The organism is Geobacillus thermoleovorans, from assembly GCF_001610955.1.
GTDB classification, from domain to species: domain Bacteria; phylum Bacillota; class Bacilli; order Bacillales; family Anoxybacillaceae; genus Geobacillus; species Geobacillus thermoleovorans.
Window position 1 is genome coordinate 3,098,569 of sequence record NZ_CP014335.1, and the last position, 18,454, is coordinate 3,117,022.

Consider the following 18,454-nt stretch of genomic DNA (forward strand, 5'->3'; position numbering starts at 1 on the left):
TTCCAGCATGCTAAAAGAACCGCTTCGCCCCCAAGTACCGCTGTTTCCAATACGATTGGTCGAGGCGGCTGATCGTCACGCCGGTCGAAGCGCCGCTATGGATGAACTGGCCGTTGCCGATATAGATGCCGGCGTGCGATGGGCCGTTGGTGGTCGTGGCGAAAAAGACGATGTCGCCGACTTCCGGGGCGGAAACCGATACGCCTGCATTCCACATCAAGGCGACGGTGCGCGGGATGGGGACGCCTTGTTGCTGGAACAGGTAGAAAATGAAGCCGCTGCAGTCAAATCCCTCTTCCGGCGCATCGCCGCCCCAAACGTATGGGGTTCCGAGCAGCTCAGCCGCATCGGCGACGAGTTCGATGACGTCCAGCTTCGCCGCAGGGGCTTGTCCGATCAGGCGCTCGTATGTTTCGCCGTCAACAATGCCGGTCGCTGGGAGTTTGGCCGCTTGTTGGAAACGGCGGACGGCATCGGCGGTGGCAGTGCCGTAGTAGCCGGTGATGGCCGTGTAGAAGTAGCCGAGCTCTTTCAGCTTTGTCTGAATGCGCTTGACGTCTTCGCCGAGCGCGCCGATTGAGAGGCGAACCGCCAGGCGCTCGCGCTCGATCGGTGCAGGCGGGGGTGTTTTCGCTTTTACTGCGCTCGCAAGGAGGGCAGCGGTTTGGTTGTCGACCGCGCCGGTCACTGGCAGGCCGTTGTCGCGTTGAAAGCGGCGGATGGCGTCGGCCGTCAGCACCCCATAGTAGCCGGTGATGTCCGAATACGTAAAGTAGCCGAGTTGTTTGAGCTGTTGCTGCAGCTCGCGGACTTCGTCGCCGCGCGCCCCAACGGTCAGCGCCGCAGACGGTGAGGGCGAGGAACCTTCTTCTTTTTGCTTCAGCCGCTCAAGCGTCGCCCGGTCCGCCCGCCCGGTGGCGGGAAGCCCGTTCGCCCGTTGAAACTGCTTCACGGCATCGGCCGTCACCGCGCCATAGTAGCCGGTGATTTGCGGATAGCGAAAATAGCCGAGCTGTTTCAGCCGGCGTTGCAAATCACTGACGGCCGCGCCGCGGGAACCGATGGCGAGCGTGTCGTTTGACGCAGGCGCGCTTTTGAGCTTCGCGTAGGTGGCGTCATCGACGATGCCGGTGGCTGGCAAGTTCATCGCCCGTTGGAACGCTTTGACCGCTTCTTCGGTAATGGCGCCAAAGTAGCCGGTCGCTTGCGGATACGTGAAAAAGCCTTTTTCTTTCAAGCGCTGCTGGAGCTGTTTGATTTCAGGAGAACTCATGCCTTTCTTCCATTCCGCCGCTTGGCTCTCGTCCGGCGCGAGAAAAAAGGCAGAAGCCATGGCAGCGGCGAAAACAACGTGATTCGGTTTCACGGATGCGCCCTCTCCCTTCGCCGTCTGTTTCGTTTTTCATCTTTCATCGAGGCCTCATGCGGGATAGTTCCTCAGGCCGGCTTGACATCCCGCAGCCAAAAATAGTAATGTTCTATATTTTCAGTATAACGGACGAAAGCCATGAAAGGAAACGATTTTTTTTATTGGAAGAAGGAAGAAGTTTATGCGCCGGAACGGGGCATGCTTCGCTTCGGAGGCGACGGATACGTGAACAAATACGACACGCATCGATCGTCGACAAGGTAAATCGACTGCAGCACTTCATAAATGAGCTGTTTTTCCATCGCCAGCCATTCATCTGCGCGGATCGGGATGTATTTTTGCCTCGGTTCGTTCCACTCATAAAGGGCGACGGTAAACTTTTTTTGGCGAAGATCGAGCTTGACGATAAACATGTAAAGCTGGCTCGTGCATTTAAATACAAAATAGAGCTGGGCTTCCTTTGAGCAGGTGATCGTGCGGAACAGCGCCTCGCCTTCCGATGCAAAACGCATCCGTCCACCTTCGTTTTTCAGCGAGCGCAGCGAATCGGTGAAACTGGCCGGGGCGATCGTTTTCAGCCGCACGGAAAACGGATTTTTCATTTCCTTAATATAGATGTGGTACATTTTTTGGGCGTGTTTCTCCCCGTTTCGTTCACAAATGACAAAATCGGCAAGATAGATGTTCACCTTGACCCCCTCTTTTTGGTTCGTAATTTCCTATTTTTAACTAATTGTACTATGTCCTTCCTGGACAAAAAAGATGCCGAACGACGAAATCACGGACAAATCTGTTCTGATTTAGAAACAAAGATAGAAACGAGCGAAAAAGGAACAACCATTGACTCCATGCTTTTCTATCTTTAAAGAGTAATGATGAAAAGCGTGGTGACGAACGATGACAAACTTGGGGGAGACGCTCAAACAACTGCGAAAACAACGGCGCTGGACACAGGAACAGCTGGCCGAGCAGCTGAACGTGTCGCGTTCGCAAATCAGCAAATGGGAAAACGGCAGCTTGCTTCCAGATGTGCAGTCGCTTGAGAAGCTATGCCAGCTGTTTGATGTCAGCGCCGATTTTTTGCTTGGCGGCGAAACGCGCCAACGCGAGCTGTTGCGCGAAGTGACAGACATATACGGAACGGCGGACGTGCACGAAACGGTGCTCGCGGCGTTGGACTACTTGCTTCATAACCAAGAGATGAGCGAAGCGGTGTACACGCTCGCGAAGCTGCCGGATAAAAAGCGAAAACATGTCGAAACGATGATCGTGACGATCGTGAAAGAGTGCTCCGAGCTCATTTAGCTCCCCCATGCTGAAAAAAAGCGCTAACAACGACGTGCTAGCGCCATCCGTTGGGGGAGTGTTTGGGGACACGTTCTTTCTCTTGGGGATTCGCTTTGAAAGGCATGTATGGGGAAACGACTATACGTGCTCCGGCCATTCTGGTTTCTTTCCGGAGTGGAGAAATTGGACGGACTCCGCGACGACTTCGGTGACATAGACGCGTTGACCGTCTTTTTTATCGTAGCGGCGCGTTTGGATTCTCCCCGTCACCGCCACCATCGATCCTTTTCGGCAATAATTGGCGGTATGTTCCGCTGTTTTCCGCCATAAAACGCATGGAACGAAATCGGCGTCAATCCCCCCTTCCGCGTTGCGGAAATTTCTCGCCACCGCCAGCGTGACAGTCGCGACGGCAGCCCCTTCGGCCGTGTAGCGAAGCTCGGGATCTTTCGTCAACCGGCCGACCAACACGACTTGGTTGATCATGTGTTGGCGCATCCCCCCTTTCCTCCACCGCACCTTTATGATAACGAATCTCGTTTTGGGTCGTAAAATCGCGATTTTTGCATTTTTTTGCGCACTCTATGGATACAATTCAGCGAAAAAGGCGAAATCTTCGTCGACAATGGCGGGGCAAAATGGCGTTTTTGCCATCCGACGGAAAATATGCAGATCGTTTTTCAGCAGGAGGGGCGGCATCCCGTTTTTCTTCCCTCGTCCGCCTGTGCTATAATCTTGGATAAGACAACGGTAACGAGGTGGACGAGATGAAAACGTTCAAGCTTGTCGGGCTCTCGGTCATCGACGACGACATGCACCGCCAAGACATCCCGTTTATTGACGGGTTGATCATCAACAAAGAAGACGGGCAAAACCGCTGGCTCGTGGAGGCGTATTTGGATGACGACTATGAGCCAATGTTTGTGAGCTTGCAGCGGCGTCCAGAGTTTCAACTGCAAGTGACGATCACCCACACGAGCAACGACCCGGCCAACATGCTCGTCGCCGTCCGTTCGATCACGAAAATGAACGGCCACATTAGCGTCTTGATGGAAGGGCTGATGATCCCGCGGCGCACCCATTTGGCGGAAGTCGTGCTGGCCGGCCTTGTCAAGAAAGGGCTGCAAGGCGAGGCGCTGCTTCAAGAGTTTCGCCAGCAAATGCATGAGCGAATCGATGCCAAGGCGCCGCAGGAACGGAAAAGGTAAAAGGCTGGAGAGCGCACTTTCCAGCCTTTTTGTTTGCCTTCCTGCAGGCAAGTGGATCATCCTCTTGGAAACGCCAGGGCATCAACCCGAACCGGGCGGGCGGTGACGATGCAGCGCTTCGGAGCGCGGCCGATGAGGCGAAACGGGTAGCACGTTGTCACCGTCAGCGTTGGGCGCGCTTTCTCGACCAAAACGGTCCGGTCGTCGTCATCGACGATGCGGATGTTGACGATGCGGTAATGGATGGCGGCGCGATCCGTCCGAATGATAAGCGCATCGCCGATCTCAAGCTCGCCAAAGCGGCGGAACACAGTATCGCGGTGCCCGGATAGCACGACATGCCCTCGTCCCCCCGGCCAATCGCTCGCTGGATAATGGCCGACACCTCGGCGCAATTCTTGTTCGCGGACGCCTTCATACACGGGAATCGCCGCCCCGAGCTTTGGGATGGCGAGTTCACCAAGGTAGACGCCAAGCGGTGCGTCTTTTTGCGCCGAACGTTCCGCTGGAAGGCTTGCGGCCGGCGGTGAGGAAGGCGCAGGAGCATCCCGCTTGACCGCCATCCAGCCGACGGTGTACCAATAGCCGTTCCAACCGGCCATCGCCGCTCCGATGACGATCGCCGCCAGCGCCGCCCATTGGGCGGCCCGGCGCCCCCACGAAACCCGCGCGGGCTTGCCGTTCACGTTCCTTCACCCTTTCAGCCGCCTGACCCGCCGGTAAAGAAGGAACCCGGCGGAAGCGAGCATCAGTCCGGCCAACGTATAGGTCAAATACGGTGACGCCGTCTCCGGCAGTTTTTCCCCATACATCTTTCCTTTCATCTCTACAGCGAGCAGCCCCGCGTCAATGCCTTTCTCCCCCGCGCGGACGATGTAGCCCGATGTCAACATCTCCCGCGTTATGGCGATATCGGCGACCTCCTCGCCTTGGCGGTTGTACAATCGAATGCGGATCGGCTCCGCTCCGGCCGCCTTTATGTCCGGCTCGTCCGCCTCAAGTTTAAGCAAGCGAAGCCCCTCTTCCCACATCGCCCGCAGTTTGCGGCGCTCTGTTTCCGTCCACGGCCCTTCCATCTCCGCAAACGGACGCAGCCGTTCACGAAGCGCCGCCAGCCGCCCAGCTAACTGCGGGTCGTCAAGCGAGGCAATATGGCGGGTGAGGGCGCGCACTTCTTGTTCCGTCATCCCGAGCGCCCCAAGCAAGTCGTTGATTTGCTGCATGGCGGCGTTGTGCTGCGAGTAAAAACGGATGGCCCGGTCTAAGTCTTCGACAAATGTGTAGTCTTGCACCGTTTCGCCAAACTGGCCAAGCAGCGCCTCGAGCTCCTCAACCGTCAGCCCGTGCCGGCGCAGAACGGCATGAAGCCGCTCGTCAGTGATGGGTGTGCCGAGCCATTGTTTCATCTCATCCATGGTGCGAAAATCGGCGGCTGTCAAGCCGTATTGATCCAAATAAGCCAACAGGTCGCTCACTGTCCAGCCGATGCTCTCAGCGTACTGCTCAAGCTCGCTTCGGCTGATGGCCGCCGCCCCAGCCGGAAACGAAGCGAAAACGGCGACAAGCACAGCCATTCCTAGCCATTGCCGCATTCGTTCTTCCTCCCTTCCGCTTTCTTTGACGTACATTGGTAGTATTTTCCGAACATGCCGCTCTTATGTACGCCAACCAGCGAAAAAAGAAGAAAGCTCGGCTTAGAGCGCTTGAACGTTCTCCCACCTACGCAAACGCTTAGAGATGGGAGATTCTCGGGGACACCTGCCATAAGGCAGACTGCCAGCCAGACCATTCCCGTCTGTCCCTGTGACTTGGCTGTTCCAACGAAGTCCTTCTTTCAAGATATTTTGAGCGGCGTTGGGGGACATCCATGATGGAAGACGCTGATTCATTCCCCCCTTCGGCTGATCGCGTGAAAGCGGGGGCTTCTCGGTACATAAGAACAGGCGCCCGAGTTTCGGACGCCTGTTTCGCGTTAGGAAAGGGGGCTTACGGTTGCCTGTTGGAAGTAGGCGTTGTACAAGGCGCGAACCGCCTCGTTGACGACTTCTTCTTTGACGCCGAACATCATGCTCACTTCGGACGAACCTTGGTTGATCATCTCCAAGTTGATGTTGGCGTTGGCGAGCGCAGTCGTGGCTTTCGCCGCCATCCCGATCGTTTTTTCCATCCCTTCGCCGACGACCATAATGAGCGCCAAGCCGTACTCAATCGTCACCTCATCGACGGCAAGCTCCTCGCGGATGCGGGCGAGGATGCGCTCATCTTTTCCATCCACGAGTTGATCTGCCCGCAAAATGATCGACATGTTGTCGATGCCGGACGGCGTATGTTCGTAGGAGATGCCTTCGTCTTCTAAAATTTGCAGCACACGCCGGCCAAAGCCAATCTCACGGTTCATTAAGTATTTGCTGATGTTGATGCTGCAAAAGCCAGTGTCGCTTGCAATGCCGGCGACTGGTTCGTCGATATGATTGCGCTTGGCGACGATCCACGTGCCTGGAGCGGCCGGGTTGTTTGTGTTTTTTACGCAAACGGGGATGCCGGCGCGATAGACCGGCTCAAGCGCCTCGTCATGAAAGACGGAAAATCCGGAATACGACAGCTCACGCATCTCGCGGTACGTGATTTCTTTCAACTTGCGGGCATCAGCGACGATCGACGGATTGACGCAATAAATCGAATCGACGTCGGTAAAGTTTTCGTACACGTCCGCTTTGACGCCCGCGGCGACGATCGAGCCCGTAATATCCGACCCGCCGCGCGGGAACGTGACGATATGGCCCGATCGGGAATAGCCGAAAAATCCTGGGATGACCAAAACGCCGCGCCGTTCGCGCAGCTGCTTCAGTTTGTCGTACGACTCCGGCAGCACTTGGGCGTTGCCCGGCTCATCGGTGACGATGATGCCGGCTTCAAGCGGGCTGACGTAGCTCGCCTCAAGCCCGCAATCTTGCAAATAGAGCGCCATGAGCCTTGCGTTATGGTCTTCGCCGCTCGCTTTAATGGCGTCAAACAACCGAGGCGGCTCGCTTCGATAGGCGCTGATTTTCGACTGCAAGTCATCGACAAGCTCGGCCAAAAAGCCGTCGGCTTCCAGCCCCAGCTCATTGGCAATATCAGCATACCGCTTCACGATCGCTTCCATTGTTTCCTCATGCGGCTCGCCAGCCACAACTTGTTCGGCCAGCTGGATGAGCATATCGGTCACTTTCACATCGTCCTTGTACCGTTTCCCCGGCGCCGACACGACGACGATGCGGCGCTCGATATCCGAGCTGACGATGTCGGCCACTTTACGGAATTGTGCAGCGCTCGCCACCGAACTTCCACCGAATTTGGCTACTTTCATCGTTCATGACCCTTTCTGTCGAAAGTCTCTATAATTGTTTATCATATCACATTTTTCCGCCCATGGAACTATTCATTTTTTAGAAATTTCCGCGAACGTCCCAAAACGCCGCCATCGCCGGCCATGACTCTCTTCAAAACAGATGACGCCGTGCTTCGTCAATGGAAAGACGGTGCTGCAACAGCCCCCCCCCGCCTTGACAAACGGATGATGGTTCAGCACAGCGCCGTTTTTCCATCGTTCCTCCTCGATTTTTTCCGAAAACGGCCGCTCTGCCTCACGTTTGTGCCACATTGCCGCGGCGGACGTTGGCGATCCCTTCTTTGCAGACGCCGTACGGCAGCCACGAGCAGTTGCGGCATAACTCGTCCAAATCATCCGGCTTGACCCGTTCCGCCGTCCGCCGGATCAGTTCAGACTTCCAATACACATTGCCCGGCTCCAAGCCTAAATGGCGAATGACGTTTCCGTCAAGCGAACGGACGTGGGCATCGGAATTCGGGCCGGCTTCACACGTTGTCTCCCCATGATGCGGGCAGGCGAGGCACGCCTCATCGAGCGCCGCGACGACTTCAATCGGGAAATCGTCGTGTTCATCGCGAATGCGGGCTACGATCTCCCACATTTTTTCCACGAACGACGGGCTGTAGCCCATGCCGCGAAACCCGTGTACACAAAGCAAATGATGACCGCGCAAACGAACCGGTTTCATCTTCTCTCCCCTCCCTTTCTTTCCTTTGGCGGGTATTGGTCAAGGGCGAATCTGGCTCTGAGAATGCCCTACGATTCCCAACGGGATGGCTCGTGTGGAGTTTTCATAGAACTTTTGACGCTGCCTTCTTTCCTCTCTTCAGACATATGCCGCCCGGCCCAATCGTTTCTATCGTTTTTGACTCCATCATACGTCAACTCTTTTCATTGAGCAACTGGCACCTCGATAACCAGCAGCGGACAGCTAAGCGACATCCCTTTCAGACCTATGCATCGTCTATGAAACGGTGGGCTCCCGGCCTTCGCCCAAACCGCCGTTTTCCTCGGTCAATTCGGAAAAATAACGGATCTGCTTTATACAGACAGCCGTCATGATACAATGAGAAAGGGAACGATGTTGCTGGGAAAGGACTGGCTGATCATGACGAAAGAAGAATTGGCACGCTCGCTTTCCGTCTTGCTTCATGAGCTGACGAAATCATGGCGGAAAGAAAAAATTCATTCCGATGTGCTCGAAATCATTATGAAACTGCGCATTCAAACCGATGACGACGACCAATACGTTGCCGATCTGCTCGGCAACATCGCGTTTGCGAGCGAATCGGCTCATGCGCTCAAGCAAATTTGGGGCTATATGCTGCGCGAGCAAACCTTTCTATCGCCACAGACGATCGAGGCGATGCTCACTGACGCCCAGCGCAAGATCCAGCGCCGACTGTCAGAGATGACGGCCCGCTATGAGCGTCCGTTTTTGTCCATCGATGACCCGCTCGAGCGGAAACGCCAGCTTGAGCGCTCCTACGGTGCGCTTCTTTTGTTCAACCGGATCGCCACCGACTTTTTGCTTGAGTTCGTCCGCGAAGAAAACGAAACGGCAGCGAGCGTCTTTTTCGCCGCCGACCCGAACGAGGCGATCGAAGTGTTCCATCATCTTTGCAGCGTCTACGCGAGCCGCTGGCTGGAAGGCCTGGAAGTCGATTGATGGACAAACCGTCGATTCAAGTCCTTGAAGCGAACCAAAGGTGCCCCAAAAGCGGCGGGGCGCCTTTTCTCATCACCATCTATACTGCCGCATTGGCATTTTCGACTTGACAGTATTGTCCAGCCATGATATTGTATTCATTGGAAAGAATTTTTATAATATTCTTTCGTTTGTAAGCGAATACAAAAAACTCAAATGAAGGAGGAATCGGGGATGATCTACGCACAACCAGGCCAGCCAGGCGCGCTTGTCACATTTAAAAAGCGCTACGAAAACTTCATTGGCGGCAAATGGGTGCCGCCGGTCGACGGCGAGTATTTCGAAAATATCACGCCAATCACCGGACAGCCGTATTGCGAAGTGCCGCGCTCAAAAGCGGCGGACATCGAACTGGCGCTTGACGCCGCCCATGCGGCAAAAGACGCATGGGGACGCACGTCTCCAGCGGAGCGCGCCCGTTTGTTGAACAAAATCGCCGACCGGATGGAAGAAAACTTGGAAATGCTCGCCGTTGCGGAAACATGGGAAAACGGCAAGCCGATCCGCGAAACGTTGGCGGCTGACATCCCGCTTGCCATCGACCATTTCCGCTACTTCGCCAGCTGCATTCGCGCGCAAGAAGGCACGATTTCGGAAATCGATCACGACACGGTCGCCTATCATTTCAAAGAACCGCTCGGCGTCGTCGGGCAAATCATCCCGTGGAACTTCCCGATTTTAATGGCGGCCTGGAAACTCGCGCCAGCGCTCGCGGCCGGCAACTGCGTCGTGTTGAAACCGGCGGAGCAAACGCCGACGTCGATCCTCGTTCTCATCGAACTCATCGAAGATTTGCTTCCGCCTGGCGTCGTCAACGTTGTGAACGGCTTTGGCTTAGAAGCCGGCAAGCCGCTCGCCTCGAATCCACGCGTGGCGAAAGTGGCGTTCACCGGTGAAACGACGACCGGACGGCTCATCATGCAGTACGCCTCGCAAAACATCGTGCCGGTCACGCTTGAGCTTGGCGGCAAGTCCCCGAACATTTTCTTCGCTGATGTGATGGACAAAGATGACGAGTTTCTCGATAAAGCCCTCGAAGGGTTTACGATGTTCGCTCTAAACCAAGGCGAAGTGTGCACATGCCCGTCGCGCGCCCTCATCCACGAGTCGATTTACGATGCCTTTATGGAACGGGCGCTTGAACGCGTCAAGCAAATCAAGCAAGGCAATCCGCTCGATACGGAAACAATGATCGGCGCCCAAGCCTCGTCCGAGCAGCTCGAGAAAATTTTGTCATACATCGACATCGGCAAACAGGAAGGCGCCGAACTTTTGATCGGCGGCGAACGGAACATGCTGGAAGGGGAACTCTCCGGCGGATACTATGTCAAGCCGACGATTTTCAAAGGACATAACAAAATGCGCATCTTCCAAGAAGAAATTTTCGGCCCGGTGCTCGCGGTCACGACGTTTAAAGATCACGACGAAGCGCTTTCGATCGCCAATGAGACGCTGTACGGCCTTGGCGCCGGCGTCTGGACGCGCGACATCAACACCGCGTACCGGTTCGGCCGCGGCATCCAGGCCGGCCGCGTGTGGACGAACTGCTATCACATTTATCCGGCCCATGCGGCATTTGGCGGCTACAAGATGTCCGGCATCGGCCGCGAAACGCACAAAATGATGCTCGACCATTACCAACAAACGAAAAACTTGCTCGTCAGCTATTCGCCGAAAAAACTTGGCTTGTTCTGACATTGGTCCACCTGCTCTTCCACAGCAAAAGGCAGCGCGTCGGCGCTGCCTTTTGCCCACTGTTGCATCCATTGCCGCCAAAACCACGCAAACGCCTTTTGATGATGGAATGGAAAACAACGCAGCAACCGTTCCATTCGACGAATTCAGCGCAGCTGCGCCAGGCCGGCGCCTGTCTTTGACCGTGATGCGAAAGGAGGTGCATCCGATGCCTAATGAACCGAAAGTCATCGCCACCGAAGCGGCGTTAAAATTGATTGAAAAATTAAAGGCGAAATACGGGCCGCTCATGTTCCATCAATCCGGCGGCTGCTGCGACGGCAGCTCGCCGATGTGCTACCCGCTCGGTGAGTTGATCGTCGGCGATTCCGACGTTTTGCTTGGCGAAATCGGCGGCTGCCCGTTTTACATCGCCAAGGCGCAATACGAATATTGGAAGCATACACAGCTCATCATCGATGTCGTTCCGGGGCGCGGCGGCATGTTTTCACTGGAAGGCCCGGAAGGCGTCCGCTTTCTCACCCGCTCGCGCGTCTTCGGCCAAAGCGAGGATGCAGGTGCGCCGTAAGCCGCCCATTGCGGAACGCCGCTGTGAACCCGCCATGTGCGATGCATGAATCGCTTGTCCAATGAAAAGCACGGAGCTCGACCGCTCCCCTTCGCCCCCGTTCCCAGATGCTTTATCCCCTTCGGAGCGGTTTGTTCGTCGCAACAAAAAAATGGCGGTCCGCCACCTGACCAAATGAGGCGCGGTCCGCCATGTCCTTTTCTTTACAGACCTGCGAGCGAGAAAGCCCACTCCTTGAGGAGTGGGATGAAAGCGAGCCGTTTTCTTATATTGAATGATGATGAAAAAAACGGTATCATGTAATCGTCGCAAGGAGGTGAATCCATGCCGACCATCACACTAAGGCTGGAACTGCACAACCCAACGAAAGTCAAACAGGAAATGTATGAACGGATGACAGAAGTGAATACCGCGTTTGCGAATTGGCTGTTGGATCATCCCGAGCTGAATCAAGCGACGAGCAAAATTTTTAAAGCGTTTTCGTCGCAGCGGTTTCCTTCCGCCGTCGTGAATCAAACGATTCGAGAAGTGAAGTCCCAAAAGAAAAACCAGAAAACAAAGAAGTTTCGAACATTCTGGTGTTGCTTTAACAACCAAAACGTAAAGGTGGAAAAGAAAGGAGCGTTCTACACGGTTTCCTTCCCCACACTGGAGAAGCGAATTGGCGTGCCGGTCGTCACGCGCCCCTATCAAGAAGCATGGCTGAATCGGCTGCTTAACGGAACTGCTAAACAAGGGGCAGCCAAGCTCTACAAAAAGAGAAAGAAATGGTACTTGGCGATCGCGATCACCTTTGAAGTCAAGCCGCGGCACGAAACAAAGGTGATGGGCGTTGACGTTGGGCTTCGCTATATCGCTGTGGCCAGCGTGGGAACGAAATCACTGTTTTTCAAAGGGAACCAATGCGCCTTTGTACGCCGACGATATGCGGCTTTGCGGCGAAGGTTGGGCAAAGCGAAGAAGCTCCATATGATTCGCAAAATCGGCCGCAAAGAGTCCCGCTGGATGAAGGATCAAAATCACAAAATCAGCCGTCAAATCGTGAATTTTGCGCTCGCCAACGGTGTTGGCGTGATTCGAATGGAAGCGTTGACGGGGATTCGCAAGCGGGCAACATCGGCCAAAGAAGCGGGGCGAAGCCTTCATGCTTGGGCGTTTCATCAACTGCAAACGATGATTGCCTATAAGGCGGAAATGGCGGGCATTCGCGTTGAGTGGGTGAATCCAACCTACACGAGCCAAACGTGTAAATGTGGTTATCGAGAGAAAGCGAACCGAAACGGCATCCGCTTTCGATGCCAAAGGTGTGGATACACTCTCCACGCCGACTTGAATGGCGCCATCAACATCGCCAAAGCGATTTCGGGCTTCGCCGTCTAACCTAGCGCACTGGTCACAGGTGCGCCGCCCATGGGGGTACATCCTAACCCGATGGGATGGGGTGATGACACACCCCTGAACTTGGGCGTTGTCCGAACCAGAAATGGATGAGGACGTGAGCGACCCAAGAATCCCACGCCTTTAGGCGTGCGGAGTGTCAATCAGCCTCTTTTGCCTGCTTCATCGCCTCTGCCCGATCAGACAAGACAATCCGTTTCAAGCCGAACACTAAAAGCAAGCCGACCGCGATAAACGCGAGTCCGAACCAAAAGACGGCTTGCAGGGAATCGACAAGCGATTGCTTCAGCACCGGCACGAACATGTCGCGCAGCAGCGCTGGAATCTTGGCCATCGCTTCCGGACTGAGCAGAACGGAATACAGCCCTTGCGGATCATCATGGATCATGCCGGCAAAGCGGTCGACAAGCCCTTTCGCCTGCGCCGGCAGCGCTTCGAGCTTTGGCATGAGCCGCTCGTCAAGCAAGGCGCTCGACCGGTGGTTCATGATGGCGCCAAGCACCGTCATCCCAAACGTCCCGCCGATCGAGCGGAAAAATTGGCTTGAAGACGTCACGACGCCAAGCTCCGATTTTGGAAAGCTTTCTTGCAGGGCGAGCGTCAAAATCGGCATCACGAGCCCTGTGCCAAGACCGAGAATGATCATATACATCGTCGCCGTCCATTTCGACGTCTCGACATCCATCGTGCCAAGCAGCCCAAATGCGGACGCCATAACGGCCATGCCGATGATCAGCTGCGGCTTCACCCCGATCCGGTATACCAGTCGACCGCCAAGGACGCTGCCGATGATCATCGTGATCATCATCGGCGTCATAATCGTCCCGGATTGGGTGGCGCTCACACCGACAATGCCTTGCATAAAAAACGGCACAAACATAATCGCGCCAAACATGCCGACGCTCATGAAAAAGCCGATGCCATTGAGCAGCGTAAACGTCCGATTGCGGAACAACCGAAGCGGAATGATCGGCTCCTCCGCCCGTTTTTCCGCCCAAACAAACAAAGCGAAAAAGACAACCGCGGCCGCAAACAACGAAACGATTTGCCACGACCCCCACGGATATCGGTCGCCGCCAAACGTCAACCCCAACAACAAGCTGACGACGCCCGCCGTCAACGTCGCCATCCCGGCGATGTCAAATTTCACCGGCCCTTCGGCTTTATATTTGCTTAACCCCATCGCAATCAGCACCGTGGCGAGAATGCCGACCGGCAAGTTGATGTAAAACACCCAGCGCCAGTTCAAATGGTCGACGATAAAGCCGCCGATTTGCGGGCCCAGCACTGAAGCGAGACCGTACAAACCGCCGAACACCCCTTGCCATTTCGCCCGCTCCTTGCCGGTGAACACGTCACCGATGACAATCATCGCCATCGGCATCATAATCCCGCCGCCCAGTCCTTGAATGCCGCGGTAAATGATGAGCTCGGTCATATCGTTCGCCATGCCGCAAAGCGCTGAACCAGCCATAAAAATGACCAACCCGCTCACATAGACAATCCGACGGCCCAATAAGTCGGCGAGCTTGCCGGCGATCGGCACGACCGTCGTCGACGTCAACATATACGCTGTCGTCAGCCACGTCATAATCCCCAATCCGTGAAGCTCCCCGACGATGCGCGGCATCGCCGTGCCGACGATCGTCCCGTCTAATGCCGCAAACAGCATGGCAATGATCAACCCGGTAATGAGCAACGGACGATGACGAATGGTGCTCGCTGGCACTGTTAACGCTTTTTCCATGGTTCTCTCTCCCATCCATTGAGTCGTTGATACGCTTCCATTTCTTGGCTCAGTGCGTCCAAAGCCGACGCAAGTCGAGGCGCCTGTTGATGGCGCAAATACAAAAGCAGCGCTTCAACGATATAGGCGCGCGGCGGCTCATTGCGCCCAAGCACTTCCTCCTCCAGCGCCGCTACGGCTTCAAGCACATCGTTCGCCTGCTTCGGATCGAGCCCGTTGGCGGCCTCCCGGACGGCGGCGAACGCCGAAACCAGCCGCTCCCGCTGGCGCTTGCGCTCGCGCTCTTCGAGTTCTATCCATGGCACGAGCGCCTCCTCGGTCAACAACGGGCGCTCGCCGGCCGCAAAGCTAGCAACAATGGCATCAATGCGGCGCACGAGAAAACGAGCCGCTGCGTCCGCATCAAACGCCTCCTCGCGAAAAAAGAAGTAAAACAAATATTGTCGGATGATGCCGTTGGTCATCATGGCGACATCATACACATACGGACAGACTTCCTCTCCGTACACCTCCGCCAGACGGGTGCAATACCATAAAAACAGGCGCCCATGCTGGCGGAACATATACCGTTCCACTTCCGGATTGACTTTCGGCAATTGCTCCGACATCATCATACGCAAAAAGTCTTTGTACTCGCGAATGTGAGAAAAATGGGCGGCCAGCTGGCGAGTAAACCGTTCTTTTTCCGTCCCTTCCCCGCCGCCCGCCATGAAATCAGCGACCATTTTTTCGCTGTAGTAGCGGAGCACCGCCAGCAACAAATCTTCCTTCGAGGCGAAATGGTGATAAAACGCTCCTTTGGAAATCCCCCATGCCTCGACCAAATCTTGAATCGACGTCTCATGATACCCTTTTTCGGCAAACAATTTCATTGCCGCCTCAATAAATTGGACGCGCCGTTCATCCATGGCAACGACTCATTCCTTTCCCATTCGCTGTCATCCATTGCCGATACGACGGCAACACCGCGCGCGGTTTCACGAAATCAACCCGTACGCCGCGCTGTTGCAGCCATTCAACCAACCGTCGAACATCGGTCATTGTCCTCGCCTCCATATCCCATATGACCATTTGGTCAAAACGATTATAAACTACTGTTATAAAGGTATGCAACTCAAAAACGATATTTTTTGACCAAATAGTCATTTTTTCAGACTAAATTTGTTGAACAATCAGTCAACATCCCTGCCTTCAAACAAAAAAAAACGGCCCCACCGCCTGATTGAAGACGGTGGACGGCCGTTCTTGCTATTCATTTGCCGCCGCTGCGAGCGCCAAGGCACCCGCAACACCGGCGTTGTCGCCAAGCCCTGGGAGGACGATGTACTCGTCGATCTTCTCGAGAATCGTTTCGTGCTGAACATACCCATTGAGCAACTCCTGCACATGACGGCGCACAAGCGGCAACACGTGCGTCTGCTTCATGACGCCCCCGCCCGTGATCACCTTTTTCGGCGATAAAATGAGGATGTAGTTGGCGATCGCTTGGGCTAAGTAAAACGCCTCAAGCTCCCACACCTCGCTCCGGTTGGCCAGCTCCGCCCCCTTTTTCCCCCAACGCCGCTCAATCGCCGGGCCGGACGCCATGCCTTCCAAACAGTCGCCATGATACGGGCAGATGCCGGCAAACGCATCATCCGGATGGCGGCGGACGAACATATGTCCCATTTCTGGATGAAGCATCCCGTGAAGCAGACGCCCTTCCACGACGGCGCCGACACCAATGCCTGTCCCGACCGTCATATATAGGCAGCTATCCAATCCTTGCGCCGCCCCCCAGCGCAGCTCGCCGAGCGCCGCCGCGTTGACATCCGTGTCAAAGCCGATCGGCACGGGAAAATGCTGCTTCATCGTGCCGACAAAATCAAACTGCGCCCACGCCTGTTTCGGCGTGCTCGTAATGTACCCGTACGTCGGACTGTCCGGACGCAAATCGACTGGGCCGAACGACCCGATGCCAATCGCCTCGATGCGGTGCGGACGGAAAAAGTCGATGACGTGCGCCATCGTCTCTTCCGGCGCCGTCGTCGGAAACACCGCTCGTTCATGGATGTTCCCCTGTTCATCGCCGATGGCGCAGACAAATTTCGTGCCTCCAGCTTCAATGGCTCCTAGGATCATATGTACGCCTCTCTTTCTTCATCTGCTCTTTTCTTGTATCTATCTTACTAGAAAAAGGGAGAGGGCATCAATGACAAAAAGCCGCTGATCAGCGGCTTTTTGAAACATAGCGCAATCGATTCTATTGTCTACCGGGTTTGTTGATCTACACTGCTGATTGGCTCACCCCTTCACCGAACCAGCCAACAACCCACGGACAAAATATTTGCCAAGGAAGATGTACACAAGCAAGGTCGGCAGCGCCGCCAACAGGGCTCCCGCCATTTGCACGTTCCATTGGACGATTTGACTGCCGGATAAGTTTTGCAAGGCGACCATGATCGGCTGTTTGTCCGATGTCGTGATCGTCACGGCGAACAAAAACTCGTTCCAAATGTTTGTAAACTGCCAGATCGCCACGACGACAAATCCAGTGATGGACAAGGGGAGCATAATATAACGAAAAATACGGACAAACCCAGCGCCGTCGATTTTCGCCGACTCAATCATTTCATCGGGGATCGCCGCGTAGAAATTCCGAAACATCAGTGTGGTGATCGGAATGCCGTAGACGACATGGACGAACACAAGCCCCGGAATCGTGTTGTACAGCCCGATTTCGCGCAAAAATTGGATGAGCGGAATGAGAATGCTTTGATACGGAATGAACATCCCGAACAAAATGAGCGTAAAGAGCGTATCCGCTCCTTTAAACTTCCATTTCGACAGTACATAGCCGTTGAGCGACCCCAGCAGCGCGGAGAGCAGCGTCGCCGGCACGACGAGCAAAATCGAATTCCAAAAGTTTGGGGCGAGCTTGTCAAATGCCGTCGCGTAGCTGCTCCAATCGATCGTTGACGGCAGCTTCCACATATCGGCCAATGTCACTTCATCGAGCGGCTTCAAGCTCGTTGTGACCATGACATACACCGGCAACAGGAAAAACACGCTCATGACGAGGGCCAACAAATACAAAAACGGCCGCGCCCACATGGATCTCGCCATCACGATCCCCCCTTGCGGCTTGAGATGAGATATGGAACGATAAAGATGGCGACCGACAGCAGCATCACGATCGCAATCGCCGCGCCGTTGGCGTAATAGTTGCCGCGGAACGTCGTTTCAAACATGTACACGCCCGGCACATCGGTGACAAAGTTCGCCCCCGGCCCGGTCATGGCGTAAATCAAATCGAAAATTTTGAGCGAAATATGAGCCATGATGATGATGACGCTGACAGTGATCGGCCGCAGCAGCGGCAAAATGATTTTCCAATACAATTGAAACTCGGTCGCTCCGTCCATCCGCGCCGCTTCCCGCACTTCATCTGGAATGGCGCGCAGGCCGGCGAGATACATCGCGACGGCAAAGCCAGTCATTTGCCAAACAGCCGCCACGACCACCGCAATGATGGCGACCGGGATGCCAAACTCAATCTTGCCCCAATGAAATCCGAACAGAATGTTCGTATCCGTATACCATTTTCCATCCAAGCCAAGCGGTTTTAAAAACAAGTTGACGCCCGTTGACGGGTTGAACAGCCATTGCCACACGACTCCGGTGACGACAAATGACAAGGCCATCGGGAAGAAGAAAATGTTGCGGAACAGCGACTCGCCGCGCAGTTTTTGGTCAAGCAAAATGGCAAGCAGTTGGCCGAGCACAATGACGGCGGCGATAAACAACACCGTAAACACAAGTGTATTGCGCAAGTCGGCCTGGAAGCGGAAATCATGAAACAAATACAGATAGTTTTTCAACCCGGCAAACGACCAATCCGGCACGAGCGAATTCCAGTTGCTCAAGGACACATACCCCGTCCAGCCGATAAACCCGTACACAAATAAGAAAATCAGTACGACCGACGGTGCCAAAAACGCCGCTGCCAGCCAATGATCGGCCGTCCATTTCCGCTTTTTCCGCACCGCGGGGACAGCCGCTGTCTTCTCGGCTGGCGTGATGTTGACCGTTTCCACTAAGATCCCTCCTCATGATGACGAA

The 18,454-nt window shown here is 55.1% G+C and carries 19 protein-coding genes; 6 read left to right on the plus strand and 13 right to left on the minus strand.

Going from position 1 to position 18,454, the window contains the following annotated elements; all coding sequences use genetic code 11:
* Positions 1 to 10 precede the first annotated feature (10 nt).
* Both GT3570_RS15630 and GT3570_RS15635 read right to left on the minus strand, forming a co-directional pair.
* Entirely contained in the window at positions 11 to 1,366 is a 1,356-nt protein-coding gene (locus tag GT3570_RS15630; RefSeq protein ID WP_062898984.1) for a C40 family peptidase, read from the minus strand.
* A gap of 182 nt (positions 1,367 to 1,548) precedes the next feature.
* Positions 1,549 to 2,058 carry a hypothetical protein gene (locus tag GT3570_RS15635; RefSeq protein WP_011232659.1) on the minus strand — a complete coding sequence of 170 codons (510 nt, stop codon included), beginning with the start codon at positions 2,056 to 2,058 and terminating at the stop codon, positions 1,549 to 1,551.
* A 208-nt stretch (positions 2,059 to 2,266) separates the two neighbouring features.
* Between GT3570_RS15635 and GT3570_RS15640 the strand changes: the two genes are divergently transcribed.
* Complete coding sequence (locus GT3570_RS15640; RefSeq protein WP_062898985.1) at positions 2,267 to 2,674, plus strand: helix-turn-helix domain-containing protein; 408 nt, start codon at positions 2,267 to 2,269, stop codon at positions 2,672 to 2,674.
* A gap of 120 nt (positions 2,675 to 2,794) precedes the next feature.
* On the opposite strand, the gene ssb is transcribed toward GT3570_RS15640, so the two are convergent.
* Positions 2,795 to 3,154 (minus strand): single-stranded DNA-binding protein, encoded by a 360-nt coding sequence (gene ssb / locus GT3570_RS15645; protein ID WP_011232661.1) that lies wholly within the window; start codon positions 3,152 to 3,154, stop codon positions 2,795 to 2,797.
* A gap of 269 nt (positions 3,155 to 3,423) precedes the next feature.
* Between ssb and GT3570_RS15650 the strand changes: the two genes are divergently transcribed.
* Positions 3,424 to 3,864 (plus strand): YwpF-like family protein, encoded by a 441-nt coding sequence (locus GT3570_RS15650; protein WP_013146485.1) that lies wholly within the window; start codon positions 3,424 to 3,426, stop codon positions 3,862 to 3,864.
* A gap of 56 nt (positions 3,865 to 3,920) precedes the next feature.
* On the opposite strand, the gene GT3570_RS15655 is transcribed toward GT3570_RS15650, so the two are convergent.
* The 4 genes from GT3570_RS15655 to GT3570_RS15675 all read right to left on the minus strand — a co-directional run bounded on the left by GT3570_RS15655 (position 3,921) and on the right by GT3570_RS15675 (position 7,925).
* Complete coding sequence (locus tag GT3570_RS15655; protein WP_014196837.1) at positions 3,921 to 4,550, minus strand: class D sortase; 630 nt, start codon at positions 4,548 to 4,550, stop codon at positions 3,921 to 3,923.
* A gap of 6 nt (positions 4,551 to 4,556) precedes the next feature.
* Positions 4,557 to 5,456 (minus strand): processed acidic surface protein, encoded by a 900-nt coding sequence (locus GT3570_RS15660; protein ID WP_062898986.1) that lies wholly within the window; start codon positions 5,454 to 5,456, stop codon positions 4,557 to 4,559.
* A 380-nt stretch (positions 5,457 to 5,836) separates the two neighbouring features.
* On the minus strand, positions 5,837 to 7,213 hold the full coding sequence (locus tag GT3570_RS15665) for an aspartate kinase (protein ID WP_042379307.1): 1,377 nt from the start codon (positions 7,211 to 7,213) through the stop codon (positions 5,837 to 5,839).
* Positions 7,214 to 7,490: 277 nt separating this feature from the next.
* The gene (locus GT3570_RS15675) at positions 7,491 to 7,925 is read right to left on the minus strand and encodes a DUF1284 domain-containing protein (protein WP_025039145.1); all 435 of its coding nucleotides are present in this window, start codon (positions 7,923 to 7,925) and stop codon (positions 7,491 to 7,493) included.
* A gap of 393 nt (positions 7,926 to 8,318) precedes the next feature.
* Between GT3570_RS15675 and GT3570_RS15680 the strand changes: the two genes are divergently transcribed.
* The 4 genes from GT3570_RS15680 (at position 8,319) to GT3570_RS15695 (ending at position 12,588) form a co-directional block, all read left to right on the plus strand.
* Complete coding sequence (locus GT3570_RS15680) at positions 8,319 to 8,906, plus strand: hypothetical protein (RefSeq protein ID WP_014196843.1); 588 nt, start codon at positions 8,319 to 8,321, stop codon at positions 8,904 to 8,906.
* A gap of 213 nt (positions 8,907 to 9,119) precedes the next feature.
* On the plus strand, positions 9,120 to 10,640 hold the full coding sequence (gene adh / locus GT3570_RS15685; RefSeq protein WP_062898988.1) for an aldehyde dehydrogenase: 1,521 nt from the start codon (positions 9,120 to 9,122) through the stop codon (positions 10,638 to 10,640).
* 208 nt (positions 10,641 to 10,848) lie between these two features.
* Positions 10,849 to 11,208 carry a DUF779 domain-containing protein gene (locus GT3570_RS15690; protein WP_062898989.1) on the plus strand — a complete coding sequence of 120 codons (360 nt, stop codon included), beginning with the start codon at positions 10,849 to 10,851 and terminating at the stop codon, positions 11,206 to 11,208.
* Positions 11,209 to 11,532: 324 nt separating this feature from the next.
* Positions 11,533 to 12,588, plus strand: coding sequence for an RNA-guided endonuclease TnpB family protein (locus tag GT3570_RS15695; protein WP_062898990.1), 1,056 nt, complete (start codon positions 11,533 to 11,535; stop codon positions 12,586 to 12,588).
* A 157-nt stretch (positions 12,589 to 12,745) separates the two neighbouring features.
* Here the strand turns inward: GT3570_RS15695 and GT3570_RS15700 are convergent, their stop codons facing one another.
* The 6 genes from GT3570_RS15700 to GT3570_RS15720 form a co-directional block, all read right to left on the minus strand.
* Positions 12,746 to 14,353 (minus strand): MDR family MFS transporter, encoded by a 1,608-nt coding sequence (locus GT3570_RS15700; RefSeq protein WP_062898991.1) that lies wholly within the window; start codon positions 14,351 to 14,353, stop codon positions 12,746 to 12,748.
* Entirely contained in the window at positions 14,338 to 15,261 is a 924-nt protein-coding gene (locus GT3570_RS15705) for a TetR/AcrR family transcriptional regulator (protein ID WP_062898992.1), read from the minus strand. The genes GT3570_RS15700 and GT3570_RS15705 overlap by 16 nt, the downstream gene beginning before the upstream one ends.
* A complete protein-coding gene (locus tag GT3570_RS18815) occupies positions 15,254 to 15,394 on the minus strand; it encodes a hypothetical protein (protein WP_013146496.1) in 141 nt (46 codons plus the stop codon). The genes GT3570_RS15705 and GT3570_RS18815 overlap by 8 nt, the downstream gene beginning before the upstream one ends.
* 207 nt (positions 15,395 to 15,601) lie before the next feature.
* Positions 15,602 to 16,474, minus strand: coding sequence for an ROK family protein (locus GT3570_RS15710; protein ID WP_062898993.1), 873 nt, complete (start codon positions 16,472 to 16,474; stop codon positions 15,602 to 15,604).
* 162 nt (positions 16,475 to 16,636) lie between these two features.
* Entirely contained in the window at positions 16,637 to 17,458 is an 822-nt protein-coding gene (locus tag GT3570_RS15715) for a carbohydrate ABC transporter permease (RefSeq protein WP_011232675.1), read from the minus strand.
* The gene (locus tag GT3570_RS15720) at positions 17,458 to 18,429 is read right to left on the minus strand and encodes a carbohydrate ABC transporter permease (protein ID WP_011232676.1); all 972 of its coding nucleotides are present in this window, start codon (positions 18,427 to 18,429) and stop codon (positions 17,458 to 17,460) included. Before GT3570_RS15720 ends, GT3570_RS15715 begins: the two co-directional genes overlap by 1 nt.
* Positions 18,430 to 18,454 lie beyond the last annotated feature (25 nt).